General features: G+C 50.9%; 19 protein-coding genes. 17 read left to right on the top strand and 2 right to left on the bottom strand.

The features are described 5' to 3' along the window. Positions 1 to 48: 48 nt before the first annotated feature. The 17 genes from accA to JL719_RS05680 all read left to right on the top strand — a co-directional run bounded on the left by accA (position 49) and on the right by JL719_RS05680 (position 17101). On the top strand, positions 49 to 1023 hold the full coding sequence (accA, locus tag JL719_RS05600; protein WP_033158825.1) for an acetyl-CoA carboxylase carboxyl transferase subunit alpha: 975 nt from the start codon (positions 49 to 51) through the stop codon (positions 1021 to 1023). Between the two features lie 66 nt (positions 1024 to 1089). Then, on the top strand, positions 1090 to 2418 hold the full coding sequence (gene tilS / locus JL719_RS05605) for a tRNA lysidine(34) synthetase TilS (protein WP_033158826.1): 1329 nt from the start codon (positions 1090 to 1092) through the stop codon (positions 2416 to 2418). 31 nt (positions 2419 to 2449) lie between these two features. Beyond that, positions 2450 to 2644: a hypothetical protein gene (locus JL719_RS05610; RefSeq protein ID WP_033158827.1), complete on the top strand. Its 195-nt coding sequence runs from the start codon at positions 2450 to 2452 to the stop codon at positions 2642 to 2644. A gap of 2 nt (positions 2645 to 2646) precedes the next feature. Beyond that, a complete protein-coding gene (locus JL719_RS05615; RefSeq protein ID WP_033158828.1) occupies positions 2647 to 2844 on the top strand; it encodes a hypothetical protein in 198 nt (65 codons plus the stop codon). 13 nt (positions 2845 to 2857) lie between these two features. After that, on the top strand, positions 2858 to 4330 hold the full coding sequence (locus tag JL719_RS05620; RefSeq protein WP_033158829.1) for a diguanylate cyclase domain-containing protein: 1473 nt from the start codon (positions 2858 to 2860) through the stop codon (positions 4328 to 4330). 128 nt (positions 4331 to 4458) lie between these two features. Then, on the top strand, positions 4459 to 6096 hold the full coding sequence (gene pyrG / locus JL719_RS05625; RefSeq protein WP_033158830.1) for a CTP synthase: 1638 nt from the start codon (positions 4459 to 4461) through the stop codon (positions 6094 to 6096). Between the two features lie 12 nt (positions 6097 to 6108). Beyond that, complete coding sequence (kdsA, locus tag JL719_RS05630) at positions 6109 to 6942, top strand: 3-deoxy-8-phosphooctulonate synthase (RefSeq protein ID WP_033158831.1); 834 nt, start codon at positions 6109 to 6111, stop codon at positions 6940 to 6942. A 9-nt stretch (positions 6943 to 6951) separates the two neighbouring features. Further along, a complete protein-coding gene (gene eno / locus JL719_RS05635; RefSeq protein ID WP_033158832.1) occupies positions 6952 to 8235 on the top strand; it encodes a phosphopyruvate hydratase in 1284 nt (427 codons plus the stop codon). Between the two features lie 157 nt (positions 8236 to 8392). After that, complete coding sequence (locus tag JL719_RS05640) at positions 8393 to 8629, top strand: septum formation initiator family protein (protein ID WP_306789996.1); 237 nt, start codon at positions 8393 to 8395, stop codon at positions 8627 to 8629. Between the two features lie 3 nt (positions 8630 to 8632). Then, on the top strand, positions 8633 to 9328 hold the full coding sequence (gene ispD / locus JL719_RS05645) for a 2-C-methyl-D-erythritol 4-phosphate cytidylyltransferase (protein WP_033158833.1): 696 nt from the start codon (positions 8633 to 8635) through the stop codon (positions 9326 to 9328). Then, a complete protein-coding gene (ispF, locus tag JL719_RS05650; protein WP_033158834.1) occupies positions 9325 to 9798 on the top strand; it encodes a 2-C-methyl-D-erythritol 2,4-cyclodiphosphate synthase in 474 nt (157 codons plus the stop codon). The genes ispD and ispF overlap by 4 nt, the downstream gene beginning before the upstream one ends. Positions 9799 to 9941: 143 nt before the next feature. Continuing rightward, positions 9942 to 10229: a hypothetical protein gene (locus JL719_RS05655; protein WP_033158835.1), complete on the top strand. Its 288-nt coding sequence runs from the start codon at positions 9942 to 9944 to the stop codon at positions 10227 to 10229. A gap of 218 nt (positions 10230 to 10447) precedes the next feature. After that, a complete protein-coding gene (gene truD / locus JL719_RS05660; protein ID WP_033158836.1) occupies positions 10448 to 11485 on the top strand; it encodes a tRNA pseudouridine(13) synthase TruD in 1038 nt (345 codons plus the stop codon). Between the two features lie 111 nt (positions 11486 to 11596). After that, positions 11597 to 13747 carry a type I secretion system permease/ATPase gene (locus JL719_RS05665; protein WP_051670411.1) on the top strand — a complete coding sequence of 717 codons (2151 nt, stop codon included), beginning with the start codon at positions 11597 to 11599 and terminating at the stop codon, positions 13745 to 13747. A gap of 1 nt (position 13748) precedes the next feature. Next, positions 13749 to 15107, top strand: coding sequence for an HlyD family type I secretion periplasmic adaptor subunit (locus tag JL719_RS05670; protein WP_033158837.1), 1359 nt, complete (start codon positions 13749 to 13751; stop codon positions 15105 to 15107). 21 nt (positions 15108 to 15128) lie between these two features. Continuing rightward, positions 15129 to 15776, top strand: coding sequence for a response regulator transcription factor (locus JL719_RS05675; RefSeq protein WP_033158838.1), 648 nt, complete (start codon positions 15129 to 15131; stop codon positions 15774 to 15776). A gap of 32 nt (positions 15777 to 15808) precedes the next feature. Then, positions 15809 to 17101, top strand: a complete 1293-nt coding sequence (locus tag JL719_RS05680; protein WP_033158839.1) for a TolC family outer membrane protein — start codon at positions 15809 to 15811, stop codon at positions 17099 to 17101. A 148-nt stretch (positions 17102 to 17249) separates the two neighbouring features. On the opposite strand, the gene JL719_RS05685 is transcribed toward JL719_RS05680, so the two are convergent. Together JL719_RS05685 and fdhD are read right to left on the bottom strand one after the other, a co-directional pair. After that, on the bottom strand, positions 17250 to 17438 hold the full coding sequence (locus tag JL719_RS05685) for a formate dehydrogenase subunit delta (protein ID WP_276308146.1): 189 nt from the start codon (positions 17436 to 17438) through the stop codon (positions 17250 to 17252). A gap of 27 nt (positions 17439 to 17465) precedes the next feature. Beyond that, entirely contained in the window at positions 17466 to 18305 is an 840-nt protein-coding gene (fdhD, locus tag JL719_RS05690) for a formate dehydrogenase accessory sulfurtransferase FdhD (RefSeq protein WP_033158840.1), read from the bottom strand.

The following is an 18305-nucleotide window of genomic DNA, read 5'->3' on the forward strand; positions in this document are numbered from 1 at the left end:
TTTCTTTAGAATTGCCGACCATTTTATTGATTCTAATGCCGGATTGACATGGATTTAAAATTCTTAGATTTCGAACAGCCGATTGCCGAACTACAGGCCAAAATAGAAGAGCTGCGCAAGGTCGAACTCGACAACAATTTTGACATTTCCGAAACCTTGAAGCAGCTTGAGCAGAAATGCGAGAGTTTGACGGAAAGCATTTTCGCGGATTTGTCGGACTGGCAAATTTCGCAATTGTCCAGACATCCGGGGCGGCCCTATACGCTGGATTATATCGATCTGATTTTCACCGAATTTCACGAACTGCACGGTGATCGCTCCTACGCTGACGATCCGGCCATCGTCTGCGGCATGGCTCGCCTGGAAGGTCAGCCGGTGGTGGTGATCGGTCATCAAAAAGGCCGCGATACCAAAGAAAAAATTTATCGCAACTTCGGTATGCCGCGTCCGGAAGGTTATCGCAAAGCCTTGCGGGTGATGAAGTTGGCCGAGCGATTCAAGCTGCCCATCATTTGCTTGATAGATACCCCGGGGGCTTATCCGGGTATAGGTGCCGAGGAGCGCGGTCAAAGCGAGGCGATCGCCCGCAATCTGTTCGAAATGTCAAAATTGCGCACCCCGATTATTTGTACAGTAATCGGAGAAGGTGGTTCAGGTGGCGCGTTGGCCATCGGCGTGGGTGATAGATTATTGATGCTGGAATACAGCACCTATGCGGTTATATCGCCGGAAGGTTGTGCTTCTATTCTATGGAAAAGTGCCGATAAGGCCCAGTTGGCGGCGGAAGCGATGGGCATCACTTCAGACCGCGTACGTGAACAAGGTTTTCTCGATGAAGTGATTCGCGAACCCGTTGGCGGCGGTCATCGCAATTTCGAAAAAATTGCCGCCAATCTGCAAGAGGCTTTGTGCAGACATCTGAACGAACTGCAGCAACAGGCGGATAATATGGACCTGCTGCTGGAAAGACGCTATCAACGCATTATGCGTTTTGGTTCGTACATCGAAGAGCCGGTCAAATAAAGCCGTCAGTTAATTTAGTTGTTCATTAAAAGGCCGAGTGAAATCGGCCTTTTTTGTGAGTAAACCATGCCCGATCTCAATTCTCAGGTCATCGCCGCTTTATTACCTGTTACGTGCCGGAAAGTTTTCGTTGCTTATAGCGGCGGCTTGGACTCGACGGTGCTGCTGGATTTATGCGTTGGCTTGCCGTCGCTCACCGGCAAAATTATTGCCGTTTATGTCGATCACGGCTTGCAAGCCGAGTCGGCGGGATGGGGTGAGCATTGTCGCCGGCAAGCAGAGCGCTTAGGTGTAGATTTTCAATTGTTAACGGTTGATGCGAGGGCCAACAACGGCGAAAGTCCGGAGGCGGCGGCACGAGAGGTCCGTTATCGGGCGCTACGGGAATTATTGGCTGTCGACGATATTATCCTGCTGGCCCAGCACCGCGAGGATCAGATGGAAACCATGCTGTTGCAATTGTTCCGAGGCGCCGGCGTGTCAGGCTTGGCCGGCATGCCGATTACCAGTGCGTTTGGGAAAGGACAACTGCTGCGGCCGCTATTGAATGTGGCCAAGGCCGAGATACAGCGCTATGCACAAATTCAAGGTTTGCAGTGGGTGGAAGATCCCAGTAATCAAAGCAGCGATTTCGACCGCAATTTCCTACGTAACGACATTCTTCCCTTATTAAAGCGGCGCTGGCCGGCACTGGATAAAACGATTGCACGTTCGGCCGGGCATTGCGGCGACGCGGCACGGATGATAGAGGCTTGGGCGGCGCAGACCTTGCAGGCGGTTGTCGATCCGACCGATGGCAGTTTCAATGTCGCGGATTTATCAGCCTTCACGGCAATGCAACTGAATTGTCTTTTACGGCACTGGCTTGGCCGCAAGGGTTTAAAGCCGCCTAGTCAGGCGGTGTTGCAAACGCTGGTTGAGCAGTTGATTGGTGGGCGTGCCGATGCGTTGCCGCAAATTAATATTCAAGACCATTCCATCCGAAAATATCGGCAAAAATTGTATTGCATCCCTGAGCTGAGCTTGCAAAAGGACACTCAGATAAAGTGTTGGGCCAAAGAACAAGGGCAAATGCTGTTAAGCAATGGCTATGTGTTGCGGAGAAGTTCCGCATCGGCCGGGTTGTCCAAATATTTATGGCAGAATGCAATAGTGACGGTGGTGCCTCGGCGCGGTGGCGAAAAACTGAAATTGCCAGGTCGGGCGGGCCATCATTGTCTTAAAAAACTCTACCAGGAAGCAGGGGTTCCGCCTTGGGAAAGAGAAATTCGGCCTTTGATTTATTTAAATGGTTGCTTGGCTGCGGTAGCAGGTTTATGGGTAGCGGAATGGGCTTGGCTCAGCGCGGCGGACGCTTGTTACCAATTGGATTGGCGCGCATCCGAAAGCGTGTAATGATAGGCAACGAAAACTGTTAGGAGGTGTCATGTTGATGTTTCCCGAGATACTTCAGGCCATGATTGTGGGCATGATGGTCGCGATTCCGGCGATCCTGATCTATAAAAAAGCCGGGCTAAACCCAGCGTGGGCGGCGCTAGTGTTTTTGCCGGTCTTTGGATTATTGATCGTGTTTTTGCAATTGGCCTTCCAAGAGTGGCCGAACACAAAACAGGAGCGCTAGCCATGGAACTATTTTTTGTGTTGTTACCGGTATTCATGCTGTTTTGCCTGTGGTTGGGCTATCGGATTTTGGAAAAAGCCGGATTCGATGGGCGCTGGGTCCTGGTTTTGTTGGTGCCGATACTCAACGTCATCATGATTTGGGTGTTTGCATTCAGTACGTGGCCCAAGTTACAAAGTGGCGTAGATCAGGGCTTATAAGCGGCCGCCTGACATGACCGAAAAGACCCGCGGCAAGCTTCCGGCGATTTTCATTCCGGTGGTGTTATTCATCGTATTTGATGCGGTGGCGCTGGGGCTTAATTTTTGGATTTCTGCAAAGCTGGAAAAGAGTGCGTTGGCTATTAATTTGTCCGGCCGCCAGCGCATGTTGTCGCAGCGCATGACCAAATCTTTGCTGATGTTGCATGTTGCGCAAACCGACGCGGAGAAGCACAACGCTTTTAGCGAATTTTCCGATGCCGTCGATTTGTTCGATAAAACCTTAAACGGATTTTTGCAGGGCAGCATGACCAGTAGCGGTGATGGCAAACCGGTTTATCTGGCTGCCACCGAAGCCCCCAATACGCAAATGATTACGGTCTCGGCGTCCCAGCTTTGGACTTTGATTCATAAACGCTTATTGCCGGTTGAACAAGGTGGTGCAGGGGGTGATGTCGAGGTTTTGCGGCCGGCATTAAATACATTGTTGATGCATAACTCGCAATTGCTGGGTTTGATGAATGAACTTACTACAGCATTGCAGCAGAACGCTACCAAGGAAGTGTTCTACTTGCGTACCTTGCAAGCTAGTCTGTTATTACTGGCGCTGTTGAATTTTGCTCTGGTCTGCAAACGTTTGCTGGCGCAAATCAAGCAATCGCAGGGCAATGTGCAGGCCTTGCGCAATATTATCGATTCCATCGAGACCGGTATCGTTTTGTATGGCCGAGACGAAAGTGTGCTTTCCGTCAATAAGGCCGCCAATCAGTTGTTCGGATATGGCGATCAGGTCTTGATCGGCAAGCCTTTAAAAGAATTGATTATTGCGGACAATGCCCGAATGCTGGGGCTGCGGCGCGACAATTCCACCTTTGTCGCCAAAATCAACACCCAAACGCTGTTTGAATTTAACGATCAGATTAGTTTGTGCACGATTACCGATGTCAGCGAGCAGGAGCGCAAGGAAAAACAATTAATGCATTTGGCGTTTCATGATCAACTCACCGGTTTGCCGAATCGTGGTTTGTTGATCGAGCGCTTGCGGCAAGACTTGCTGCGGGCCAAGCGCGATTCGACATTTTTGGCAGTACTGTTTTTGGATTTGGACGGTTTCAAGGATGTCAACGATGAAATGGGGCACGATGCCGGCGATGAGTTATTGCAAGCCGTGGCTCGGCGTTTTGAACAATGTTGCCGTGAAGTCGATACCGTCGCGCGTTTGGGCGGCGATGAGTTCGTATTCGTGCTAACGTCGCTGCACTCGGTGTTGGCGGCCAAGCAAGTGGCGCTAAATGTGTTGAAAGCGATCAATCAAGCATTTTTAATTCATGGAAAGACTGTCAAAATTGGTGCCAGTATCGGTATTGCCATGTATCCCACCGATCATTTCGAAGCCGAATTGTTGATTAAATGTGCTGACGATGCAATGTATCTGGCAAAGCAACGTGGCAAAAATCAGTTGGTGTTTACTGCCGAATGTCGTTGATGTTTTTCAATAATCGAGATCCCTGCCCAGCTTGCTTTGGCAATTAAAAAGGCAATTGCACCATAAAACTGTTAGAATTTGCCGCTTTTCGACCCCCTTGCTATTGCTTAACAGGGCGCCAAACGTTCATGACAAAATTCATATTCATCACCGGCGGAGTGGTTTCATCCTTGGGAAAAGGGATAGCCGCTTCATCGTTGGCAGCCATCTTGGAAGATCGCGGCCTGAAAGTTACTCTCACCAAACTCGATCCTTATATCAACGTCGATCCCGGCACCATGAGCCCGTTTCAACACGGCGAGGTGTTTGTTACCGAGGATGGCGCGGAAACCGATCTGGATTTAGGCCATTACGAGCGGTTTTTAAAAACCACGATGGCCAAGAAAAACAATTTCACCACTGGTCAGGTTTACGAGCAAGTGTTGCGTAACGAGCGCAAGGGCGAGTATCTTGGCGCGACCGTACAGGTTATTCCGCATATCACCGACGAAATCAAACGCCGCGTTTATGCCAGTGCAGAAGGTACCGATGTGGCACTGATCGAGGTCGGCGGCACGGTTGGTGACATCGAATCTCTGCCGTTTTTGGAATCCATCCGGCAAATGGGCGTGGAATTGGGCCGAGACCGGGCTGTGTTCATTCACCTGACTTTGGTACCTTACATCAAGTCGGCCGGCGAGATTAAAACCAAACCGACTCAGCATTCCGTAAAAGAGCTGCGCACCATCGGTATTCAGCCGGACATTTTGATTTGCCGTTCCGAGCAGCCGATTCCGGCCAGTGAGCGTAAAAAAATCGCCTTGTTCACCAATGTTAACGAGAAAGCGGTTATTTCCGCGATTGACGCCGATACCATCTACCGCATTCCACTGTTACTACGCGAACAAGGATTGGACGACATCGTCGTGGCTCAGTTACGCCTCGACGTGCCGCCGGCTGATTTGTCGGCTTGGGAGAAAGTGGTCGATGGCCTGACTCACCCCACCGATGAAGTCAATATTGCCATTGTCGGTAAATATGTCGATCACACCGATGCCTACAAATCCTTGAATGAGGCTTTGATTCACGCTGGGATCCACACCCGTCACAAGGTGCAAATCACTTATATCGATTCCGAAACCATCGAAGCCGAAGGCACGGCAAAGCTGAAAGATGTCGATGCGATTCTGGTGCCAGGCGGCTTTGGTGAGCGCGGCGTAGAAGGTAAGATTTCTACGGTACGCTTCGCCCGCGAGAACAAGATTCCTTACTTGGGCATTTGTTTGGGCATGCAGTCCGCGGTTATCGAGTTTGCTCGCGATGTGGTCGGTTTGGAAGGCGCGCATAGCACCGAGTTTTTGCCGAATAGCCCGCACCCCATCATCGGCTTGATTACCGAATGGATGGATGAAGCCGGACAGTTGAATGTGCGCGATGAAGATTCCGACATCGGCGGCACCATGCGCTTGGGCGCGCAAAAATGCCGTTTAAAATCCGATTCGTTGGCGTTCGAGTTGTACCAAAAAGACGTGATCACCGAGCGCCATCGCCATCGTTACGAATTTAACAATCAGTATTTGAAGCAATTGGAGGCGGCGGGTATGCGTTTCTCCGGTAAATCACTGGATGGCCGTTTGGTGGAGATTATCGAATTGCCGGATCATCCCTGGTTTTTGGCCTGCCAATTCCATCCTGAATTCACCTCGACACCGCGTAACGGTCATCCGTTGTTCTCCGGCTTCGTCGAAGCGGCCGCCAAACACAAGAAACACCCTTTAGGGGCATAAACAAGGTTAAACATGCAATTATGTAATTTCGAAGTCGGCCTGGATCAGCCGTTTTTCCTGATCGCCGGCACCTGTGTGATCGAAAGCGAACAAATGACGATTGACACTGCCGGCAAATTGAAAGAAATAGCCGACGAGTTGAATATCCCTTTCATTTATAAATCGTCATTTGACAAGGCCAACCGTTCATCCTTGGGCAGTTTTCGCGGGCCAGGTCTGGAAAAAGGTTTGCAGATTCTGGAAAAGGTTAAGCAACAATTGCATGTGCCGGTTTTGACCGATGTGCATGAAGATACGCCGCTAGAAGAGGTTGCGGCGGTGGTGGATGTGTTGCAAACTCCGGCATTTCTATGCCGCCAGACCAATTTCATTCAAAGCGTTGCTGCTTTGGGTAAACCCGTAAATATCAAAAAAGGCCAGTTTTTAGCACCTTGGGATATGGCCAATGTCGCTGCCAAAGCCAAGGCCACCGGCAATCAGCAAATCATGGTCTGTGAGCGCGGCGTATCGTTTGGCTATAATAATCTGGTTTCGGACATGCGTTCGCTGGCAGTGATGCGCGACACCGGTTGCCCGGTGGTTTTCGACGCCACCCATTCCGTGCAGTTGCCGGGCGGGCAGGGAAATGTCTCCGGCGGCCAGCGTGAGCATGTGCCTGTGTTGGCGCGCGCGGCAGTCGCAGTGGGCATTGCCGGGCTTTTCATGGAATCGCATCCCAAACCGGAAGAAGCGTTGAGCGACGGTCCCAATTCCTGGCCCTTGCACCGCATGAAAGAATTATTGGAAATGTTAGTAACGATAGACCGGGCTGTTAAATCCACCAGCCTGATTGAAACCACACTATAGGGCAAAATAATGGCAAGAATAGTAGACGTAAAGGCAAGAGAAGTTCTGGATTCACGCGGAAACCCAACCGTGGAGGCGGAAGTATATTTGGCATCCGGCATCGTTGGCAGCGCGATGGTGCCATCCGGCGCCTCCACTGGCGAACGCGAAGCAATTGAATTGCGCGATGGCGATAAAGCCCGTTATCTGGGCAAAGGTGTGTTGAAAGCGGTTAATTTCGTCAACACCGAAATCCGTGAAGCCGTTGTAGGTATGGATGCCAACAACCAAGCTGCACTGGACGAAAAAATGATTGCCTTAGACGGCACCCCAAGCAAAAGCCGTATTGGCGCCAATGCTATCCTGGGTGTTTCCATGGCGGCTGCCCGTGCTGCCGCGCAAGAAGCCGGCGTACCGTTGTACAAATTCCTCAACAAATCCGGCGAATTCATCCTGCCTGTACCAATGATGAACATCATCAACGGCGGTTCTCACGCTGACAACAGCGTGGATTTGCAAGAATTCATGATTCTGCCTGTCGGCGCGCCAACCTTCCGTGAAGCGATTCGTTACGGCGCTGAAGTATTCCATAACCTAGCTAAAGTATTAAAAAGCCGCGGTTTGGCGACTACGGTGGGTGACGAAGGTGGCTTTGCGCCTAACTTGTCTTCTAACGAAGAAGCCATCGAAGTCATCCTGGAAGCCATTGAAAAAGCTGGTTACAAAGCGGGTGAAGACATCTATTTGGGTATGGACGCGGCCGCTTCTGAATACTTCGATGACGGCAAATATGTGTTGTCCGCAGAAAACCGTAGTTTCAACTCCACAGAAATGGTCGATTTCCTGGCAGCCTGGGTGGATAAATATCCCATTATCTCCATCGAAGACGGTTTGGACGAAAACGACTGGGACGGCTGGAAATATCAAACCGAAAAATTGGGCGGCAAAATTCAATTGGTCGGCGACGATTTGTTCGTGACCAACCCTGCCATCCTGAAAGAAGGTATCGAGAAGGGCATCGCCAACTCCATTCTGATCAAAGTCAACCAAATCGGTACCTTGACCGAAACGCTGGCCGCTATCGATATGGCTGCTGCTGCGGGTTACAGCGCCGTGGTTTCTCACCGTTCCGGCGAAACCGAAGACACCACCATCGCCGACTTGGTGGTCGCCACCGGCACCGGCCAAATCAAAACCGGTTCACTGAGCCGTTCCGACCGGGTTGCCAAATACAACCGCTTGATGAAAATCGAAGACGAGTTGGGCGACAAAGCCAAATACGCCGGCCGTAGCGCGTTTAAAATGCTGAAATAAAAAAGCGTAGGTTGGGTTACCCTTCGGGTATAAAAGCTCGATAGAGCGTAACCCAACACGTCGACTTCTAAGTTGGGTTAAGCCCTCGCGTAGGGCTAACCCAATCTACAGATCGAGAGCAGCCATTAAAACCCTGATCGCCATCATCATTCTGTTAATCGTTCACTTCCAGTATCGGTTGTGGCTAGGTGATGCCAGCGTCTCGCAGATTAGCGATTATCGGGAACGCCTGGATACGCTGACTAAGGAAGCCCAGGAAAAAAAGGAACGCAACGATTCCTTGTATGCCGAGGTGCTGGATTTGCGCCGTGGCTTGGAAACCATCGAAGAACGCGCCCGCTACGAGTTGGGCATGATCAAGGAAAACGAAACTTTCTTTCAAGTGCTTGAGTAGAGCATGAATCAAATTCAAAAGTGCTGGGCAGTAGTCCCGGCAGCCGGCGTCGGCAAACGCATGCAAGCCGATCGCCCCAAACAATATCTGCCGCTGGCCGGCAAAACCGTCATTGAACATACCTTAGACCGATTATTGCAGTCCGGCGCTTTTCAAGCCGTGGCTGTAGCAATATCCATTGAAGATCCGTATTGGCCGGAGTTGGATGTGTCTAAACATCCGCAGGTGATTACCGCACCTGGCGGGAAAGAGCGGGCCGACTCGGTACTCTCGGCTCTGAAATCTTTGCAAGGCCAGGCCGCCGAAGACGACTGGGTGTTGGTGCATGACGCCGCCCGGCCTTGTCTGACTGCCTCCGATATTCATCTGCAAATCGACACGCTAAAAGACGATGCGGTCGGCGGCATACTGGCGCTGTCTTCACACGACACGCTGAAGCACGTCGACGGCGACACGATTACTGCAACGATAGATCGCAAACATGTCTGGCGGGCCTTGACCCCACAAATGTTCAAATACGGCATGTTGCGCGACGCCTTGCAGCAAACCGAAGGCAATCCGGCCATTACCGACGAAGCCAGTGCGCTGGAATTGTTGGGTTTCCAGCCGAAAATCGTCGAAGGCCGTCCCGATAACATCAAAATCACCCGGCCGGAAGATCTGGCGCTGGCGCAATTTTATATGGAGCAACAAGCATGATCCGAGTCGGCCAAGGCTACGACGTCCACCGTTTCAAAGACGGCGACTACATCATTTTGGGTGGCGTGAGAATTCCTTACGAAAAAGGCCTGGAAGCCCATTCCGACGGCGACGTGGTATTGCATGCGCTGGCTGACGCCATCCTCGGCGCGGCGGCTTTAGGTGACATCGGCAAACATTTCCCCGATACCGATCCCGAATTCAAGGGCGCCGACAGCCGCGTGTTACTGCGCCACGTTTATAAAATCGTCCAAGAAAAAGGCTACAAATTAGTCAACGCCGATGTGACCATCATCGCCCAGGCACCGAAAATGCTCCCCCATGTGCCGGCCATGTGTGCCAACATCGCCGCCGACTTAGCTGTCGATGTTGATTTCATCAACGTCAAAGCTACTACCACCGAGAAACTGGGTTTCGAAGGGCGCAAGGAAGGTATTGCGGTGCAGGCGGTGGTGTTGATCGAGAAATAAAAGCGTTGCCAGTGTCTGATCGAGCCAAATGAGGTACTCACCGCGAACCTTCTGGCTTTTACCATCGGTGCGGCCTTCGTTCGGTATGCGGTGCATACCCACAGATCTTTGGTGTTGATGCTCTGTAAATTAAGGAGTCGACTGTGAGTAGAAATGACGCAATAAGCGAATTTATTGCTTACGGCTTCGAGCATTATGGAGACGGTTTTGGAATTGTTCTTTTTGGTATCACTATCCTTATTAGTTCCGGGATGATTCCTTGGCTAAGCGGCAGGCAAAAAAGAGGAGTTAAAGGGTATTTAGACGCGCAAAATGACTCACGTCCGCCAACCATAGAGGAAGAGTATTGTCACTCGCACTACCTTACGTTTAAGGCTGGAATCTTCTTTGTTGTGTTAGGTGTTTTTTTTATACTTTTTCAACCAAGCTAATTTTCTGAACATTTGGGTTTACTACGCGATAGGCTCGAGTAGAACAACGAAAACTTCAGTTAGGGAGGTCAGGGCGTGCGCAGCGTTCCCTGACAATTTCATGGTGGCAACCCCCGGTATGTCGCGTGACCGCTTGGCAACCGCTCCTGTGTTGCTCTGCCTCCCGCATCCATGCAGTCGTATCGCGGAAACATGACCTAAGATATTTTACAAGTCCAATGACAGATTTTAGTTTACCCGAATGGCCTTACGCCTACGGTGGCCCGTACGGTACCGGCGCCATCAAAACCGAGCCTGAAGATTTCGTCGTCGAAGAAATTCTATCGTTTGAGCCAGAAGGCAGTGGCGAGCATGTATTCCTCCATATCCAAAAAATCGGCGAAAACACCGAATATGTCGCGCGGCAGTTGGCTCGCCATGCCGGTGTCAGACAACACGATGTCAGCTACGCCGGTCTGAAGGATAGACATGGCCGCACCCGGCAATGGTTCAGCGTGTGGCTGCCGGGTAAGGCTGATCCGGATTGGTCAGCTATCGAAACCGACAGGTTGCAGGTTTTGCAAACGGTCCGGCATGCCCGGAAACTTAAGCGCGGCGTATTGGCCGGCAACCGCTTTACTTTGCTGATCCGCAATTGGACAGGCGATCAAGAACTTGCCGAAAAGCAGTTGCAACACATCAAAGCCCAGGGTTTTCCGAATTACTTCGGCCCGCAGCGTTTCGGGCATCACGGCCAAAATATCGATCGTGCATTGGCGATGTTTGCCGGTGCCAAGGTCAAACGCGAACAACGTTCCTTGTATCTGTCGGCGGCGCGCTCGTATTTGTTCAATTTAATCTTGGCCCGGCGCGTCGAGCAAGCCAATTGGCAGCGTGCGATAAGTGGCGATGTATTCAAGCTAGACGGCAGTAATAGCTGTTTTACCGGCGATACCAACGACGTCAGTCTCTCGGCACGTGTCGAGCAGGGCGATATTCATCCCACCGGGATCATGTGGGGTCGTGGCGGTAAGATTGCCACAGCTGAGGCTGGTGCGATAGAAGACGCCGTGATTGCCGCTAACGCAGCCGTAGCCGACGGATTGCTTGCGTTTGATCTGGAAGCAGATCGTCGGGCCTTGCGCGCATTGCCGCAAGATATGGCGTGGCAGTGGTTGGACAATCAACTCAAGTTGAGCTTCAATTTGCCCGCCGGTAGCTATGCCACCGCCTTGTTACGGGAAATTATCGGTGATGCACCTGGTGCCGGTGATTGAATTTGCTTTGATAAAATTGCTTTTTAAGTTGTAATGGCAGCGCTTTATAATACTTAAGTACAGTAGCGCGCCTAAGCGTTATAAGAACTATAACTTCTACTCACATCCTCCATGCCTGATAGCGGCCAGATATCCGGACCAGCAGATTCCACGTTTGACGATCCTTTATTGTTGGCTTTGCTGTCGGTCTGCAAGTTGTTGCATATCCCGCAAACCGCCACGGCCTTGGTGGCAGGGCTGCCCTTAGTCGATAATAAATTAACACCGGCCTTGTTTACGCGAGCCGCTGAACGCGCCGGTTTGACCAGCCGCTTGTTGCGCAGGCCCTTGCAGAAAATTTCCAATTTGGTGCTGCCGGCAGTGTTGTTGCTTAAAGATGGCAACGCCTGCGTGTTGCTTGCCAAGAACGCAGAAAACTATACCGTGGTGTTGCCGGAAACCGAGAGCGGCGAAAAGATTGTTAGCGTTGCGGAGCTGCAAGCCAGTTACAGCGGTTCGGCTTTTTTTGTGCAATTACAGCATCGCTTTGACGGCAGAACCGCGGAATCGGCGGTGCCTAAGGTCAAACATTGGTTTTGGGACGTCCTGTATAAATCTTGGCCGATTTATGCGGAAGTGTTGGCGGCCTCGGTATTAATCAATCTGTTTGCTTTGGCGGCGCCGTTATTTTTCATGAATGTGTATGATCGCGTGGTGCCGAATCACGCGCTGGAAACCTTGTGGGTACTGACGGTAGGCGTGTTGATCGTGTTTGGCTTTGAATTGGCGATGAAGCTGCTGCGAAGTTATTTTATCGATGCGGCCGGTAAGCGCGCCGATATTATCTTGTCGGCGAATATTTTTGAAAAACTGATGAATATTCGCATGGAAGCCAGGCCGCCATCGGTGGGTGCATTTGCCAACAACCTGAGCGAATTCGAATCGTTTCGCGAGTTTTTGACCTCGGCGACGCTGGTGACATTGATCGACTTGCCGTTTTTGTTTTTGTTTTTAGTGATTATTTATAGCGTCGGCGGCAGTTTGGCTTTGATTCCGTTGGCGATTTTACCGTTGGCCATGTTGATTGGTATCGCCTTGCAGGCGCCGTTAAAGAACACGATCAACGCCATGTTCAAATTCGGCGGCGAGAAAAATGCCACACTGGTGGAAGCGCTGTCCAATCTGGAAACTATCAAAACGGCCGGTGCGGAAGGGCAATTGCAGCGCCGTAGGGAACAGAATGTCGGCGAAATTGCCCGGCTGGGGTTAAAGTCGCGGTTTTATGCCGGCTTAACCGTCAATTTGACTGCTTTCCTACAGCAATTGGCATCGGTATTGGTGGTGGTGGCCGGTGTCTACCAGATTACGGATGGCGATTTGACGACCGGCGGCTTGGTGGCTTGCACAATGTTGACCTCGCGGGCCTTGGCGCCGGTGGGGCAGGTCGCCGCACTATTGACCCGTTACCATCAAGCTGTGACCGCCTTGGGGTCGTTTAACCGCATGATGGCCTTACCGGTGGAACGCGAGAGTGGTAAGGACTATTTGCATAGGCCGGGTTTCAAGGGCGAGATAGAGTTCAAGCACGTCCGTTTCAGCTATCCGCAGCAACCGGTCAAGGCCCTGGACGGCATAACGTTTAAGATCAAGGCTGGTGAGCGCGTGGGGTTTATCGGCCGCATCGGTTCCGGCAAGAGTACGTTGGAAAAATTGATGCTGGGTTTATATCAGGCGCAAGAGGGTTCGATATTGATAGACGGCACCGATATTCGCCAAATCGATCCTTCCGATTTACGCCGGCAAATCGGCTATGTGCCGCAAGATATTGCCTTAATGTTCGGTAGCGTGAAGGACAATATTGTCTTGGGTTCACGCTACGCCGATGACGCTACGGTGTTAAAAGCGGCGGCGATTGCCGGTGTGGATCAATTCGTCAGTAAACATCCTGCGGGTTTTGATTTGCAAGTGGGCGAACGCGGTGCATCCTTGTCCGGTGGGCAGCGGCAGAGTATTGCGCTGGCTAGAGCTTTGCTGTTGTCGCCATCCATTTTTATTATGGATGAGCCGACCAACGCGATGGACAACAGTAGCGAGGAGGCGTTTAAACAGCGGTTTGCTGCGCAATTGGGCGAACAGACTCTGATACTGGTTACGCATCGCATGTCGTTGCTGAGTTTGGTGGATAGATTGATCGTAATGGACGGCGGACATATGGTCGCAGACGGCCCTAAGGACCATGTGCTGGAAGCCTTGCGCCAAGGACAGATCAAGGTGGCTATTTGATATGTTGAAAAAAATAGCCGAGTGGCGCGCTGAGCATCGCTATCGAGCCGAAGATCAGGGCTTTTTAAGTGACGTCAACGCCGCCAATCTTTACGAATTACCCTTGCAAAGCCATTTGATCCTGTGGTCCTCGGTGGCATTTGTGGTGGTGGCCTTGGTTTGGGCCGGATTTGCCAGCTTGGACGAAGTCACACGTGGTGACGGCAAGACCATACCGTCCAGTCAGGTCCAGGTGGTGCAGAATCTGGAGGGTGGTATCGTTTCGGAAATATTGGTTCAAGAAGGCCAACTGGTGGACAAGGATCAAGTGTTGCTGCAACTCGATCAAGTCCGTTTTGCTTCCTCGTTTAAGGAAGCCAAGTTAAAGTATTACGAGTTACTGGCGAATACCGCGCGCTTGAATGCCGAAGTCAATGGCACGCCTTTGGCGATTCCTGAGGAGGTTTTGAAAAACGCGCCGCAAATTGCTGAGAATGCCAGGCAATTGCTGGTTTCCAAGCAGAGCGAAATAAGATCGAATAGCGACATTTTCGCCGAGCAGGTACGGCAGAAAGAGCAGGAAATTATTGAAATTCAATCGAAAAGTGACCAGTTGGCGCGTAGCTACAAATTATTGCAAGACGAAGTGAAGATGTCTGAACCGCTGGTGGCTGACGGGGCGATGTCGCAAGTTGAATTATTGCGTTTGCAGCGTGCCGCCAACGATTTGAAGGGCGAACTGAATTCTGCCAATCTGGCGATGCCGCGGCTACGTTCGTCATTGGACGAAGCGCGTAACAAATTAGCGGAGATCAAGATTCGTTATAAAACCGAAGCCTTGAAAGAGTTGAACGAAGTGAAGGCGGAACTGGATCGTACATCCGAATCTGCCGTTGCTCTAGAAGATAGGGTTAGCCGTACTAGAGTGCTGTCGCCGGTAAAAGGCACGGTAAAACGCATCAAGGTGGCTACGGTGGGTGGCGTTATTCAACCCGGCATGGATTTGCTGGAAATCGTGCCGCTGGAAGATCAGTTGTTGATAGAAGCGAAAATTCGGCCGGCGGACATTGCTTTTCTTCGCCCTGGGCAGAAAGCTGTGGTAAAACTAAGCGCTTATGATTTTTCGATCTACGGCGGCCTGGAGGCCTCTTTGGAACATATCAGCGCCGACAGCATACCCGGCGAAAAGAAAGATGAAGACAGTTACTACTTGATTCGTTTGCGCACCGCTAAAAATTACCTGGAAAAGGGCGGCGAACGCTTGGAAATCATTGCCGGGATGACCGCGGAAGTTGATATTTTGACCGGAAAAAAAACAGTGCTTGATTACCTCTTGAAGCCGATATTGAAAGCCAGGGATAGGGCTTTAAGAGAACGATAACTCATAACAACAATTACATTTGTGGCTAACATACTGATTTATTCCAATAATCCTCAGCTGACGGCGCAGTGGACTCATGCGCTGATCGCGGAATATAACGTTAGTATGCTGCACAGTATTCGCGGTGAATATACCGCCGATGCAGTGATTTTCGATGCAAAAAAACTGGATGACGATGCCAGCTTGTTAACGGTTTTTGCTAACAAAAAGGTCCGGTTTCTGGTGATGGGTTGCGATTGGCCGGAACATAAGCAGATCGAGGTGCTGATTAACGGTGCCGCCGGCTATTGCGAACAATCCGAAGCGTCGGAGCTTTTAACTCGTGCGGTAGCTTGTATTTTGGCGGGCGATATTTGGATTCGTCGGGCTTTGGTGCCCAAGGTCATTGGTGTGTTGACCAGTGCCAGGCGTCCACAACTTGCACCTAATACTGTCGATACCGAACTAAAGCTAAAGCAACTGGCTAGTCTATCCGCGCGCGAAGTGGAAGTGGCGGACATGATACGGCAGGGCGAAAGTAATAAGCGTATTGCTTTTGCGATGAATATTTCCGAGCGTACTGTAAAAGCGCATTTATCGTCGATTTTTAGGAAATTGAATGTCGACGACCGATTGAGATTAGCCCTATTGTTAAAAGAAATCGACCAATATCAGAGAGGAATGTTATGAGAGTCAGCAGGAGTTTGAGTTTAGGAATAGCCATGCATTTGGCCTGTGTATCCAGCAGCCAGGCGTTGAGTTTGCAAGAATCTATTCAGAAAGTATTGGATGAAAATCCCCAAGTCCAAGCTGCCAAATCAGAACGCCGCGCGGTTGAAGAGGAAATCGGCCAAGCCAAGGCCGGCTATTTCCCAACGGTGGATGTCACAGCCGGCATCGGCTGGGAAGAATCGAATAACCCTACCACTCGTGGCCGCGGTGACGGATCGGTTTTTTATCATAGGGAGGAAGGGGCGATTCTGGCCAGACAAATGTTGTTTGATGGCCTGGCTACTCCGAATGAAGTGGAGAGACAGGAAGCTCGCACCGACTCAAGGGCTTACACCGTATTTGGCCGATCGGAAATAACCGCGCTTGATGGTGTTGAAGCCTATATCAAGGTGTTGCGGCGTCAGGAGTTGTTGAATCTGGCTAAGGAAAATCTGCAACGCCATCAAGGTACCAACGATCAAATCAAACTGCGTAGTGAACGCGGCGTGGGCAAACGGGCCGACGTCGACCAGTCGATGGGCCGGGTAGCCTTGGCGGAAAAGAATGTGTTGTCCGAAATCGGTAATTTGAAAGATGCCGAGACCAGTTTCTTGCGAGTCATAGGTATGCTGCCGGAAGGGATTCAGCCGATTCAGTCCCCTGAAGCCGCATTACCTCAGACGCTTGATCAAGCTATAGAGGAAGCGTTGGCCGACCATCCTATTCTGAAATCGGCCAATTCCGATATCGATTCGGCATTTGCCCAACATGCTACGGCTATGGCGCCTTATTTTCCGCGTTTTGATATTGAGACAGGCGTCAGTCATAACTACAATCTGGACGGGATTCGCGGTACCAACTCGGATATGACGGCAATGTTACGCATGCGCTATAACATTTTTAACGGCGGTAAGGATGTAGCCCGCCGCGAGCAAACCGCGCAGTTGATCAACCAGGCCAAGGATATTCGTGATAATACGCATAGGCAGGTGATTGAAAGCATGCGTTTGTCGTGGGTGGCTCACCAAACCGTGAAAAGTCAGTTGGAGTTTTTTAAACAGCACGTCGATTCCAGCGAGAAGACCATCAGCGCTTATCAGCAGCAATTCAATATCGGTCAACGTACGTTATTGGACTTGTTGGATACCTTCAACGAGGCCTATATTGCCAAAAGTTCGTATATCAATGCCAAATATGACGAGTTGTTTTCGCAATTCCGGATTTTAGCGAGCAAAGGCCAATTGAATAAGTATTTGGGTACGACCTTGCCAGCCGAAGTTCAACCGCTTAGTGCCGCTGACTAAGGCGATCAATCGTTAATAGTTAAGGCTAGGTAGAGACTTAGACTTCCCCCCAAATTGAACCTATTTGGGGAGAAGTTTTCAATGAGGCTGATGAGCCGTTTGGAGCGCTGGTCGATAAACTGATTCAATACAATTTGACCAGCTAGAGCTACTTGGCAATACGCAATACCGCTTCCGACACTATCTCCATCAACTCTTTACCACCTTGTTGCACGTATTCTACAATCGCTTTACGCATGCGCGGTTCCCAAAAGTTGCGGATATGTTGTTCAACGCCTTTAATGGCCAATTCCCGATCGGGTTCGGATTTAAAAAAAGCGCCAATGTTATTGGCCATTTTAATGAGATTATGGTTATCCATGTTCTATGCGGCTGATTCTTGGTAATGTTGTAAACGATGAGGGTGAGTGTAGATCATGTGATTCTCGTGACGGGCGAAGCCGACCAGAGTCAGTCCGCACTCTTCCGCCAATTGAATCGCTAATGCGGTAGGTGCGGATATGGCTGCCAGCAGTGTGATGCCAACGCTGGCTGCTTTTTGTACCATTTCGTAACTGGCGCGGCTGGTCACTAGCAGCCAGCCATTTTCAAAATTGCAGTTGGCTTTGGCTAATGAGCCGATCAGTTTATCCAGTGCATTGTGGCGGCCGACATCCTCCCGTACCGCAACGATGCCGCGTTCCGGATGCAGCCACGCTGCCGCATGGACCGCGCCGGTCAATAAATTCAGAGATTGTTTTTGCGCCATATCGGCGAAACCGCTGCTCAATAGATGTGCACTAAGCGCTAAACCTTGGCCGACATGATGCGGGTGGCGGATGGCTTGTTCCAACGTAGTGGCTCCGCACAAACCGCAACCGGTTCTGCCGGTCATGTTTTTTCCCTTGCCGTGCAGTTTCTCGAATCGGGCTTCCGGAATCGTCATTCTGACTTCCACGCCTTTGGAGCGTTGTACGACACGTATCGATTGCAATTCGGATGGATGACCGATGATTTCCTCGGTCAGGCTGAAACCCAGCGCAAAATCTTCCAAATTAAGGGGCGTTGCCAGCATCACCACATGCGGAATGGTGTTGTAGACCAACACCACCGGCACTTCTTCGGCGACATAATCTTCCTTCGCGGTATGAACAGGCCCGCGCCAGCTATCGAACGTGCCGGTTCGATAGCTGGTCCAGCCCAGTTCGCTTGAGACTGCATCCAT

Source organism: Methylomonas sp. LW13 (assembly GCF_016865255.1).
Lineage (GTDB): Bacteria > Pseudomonadota > Gammaproteobacteria > Methylococcales > Methylomonadaceae > Methylomonas.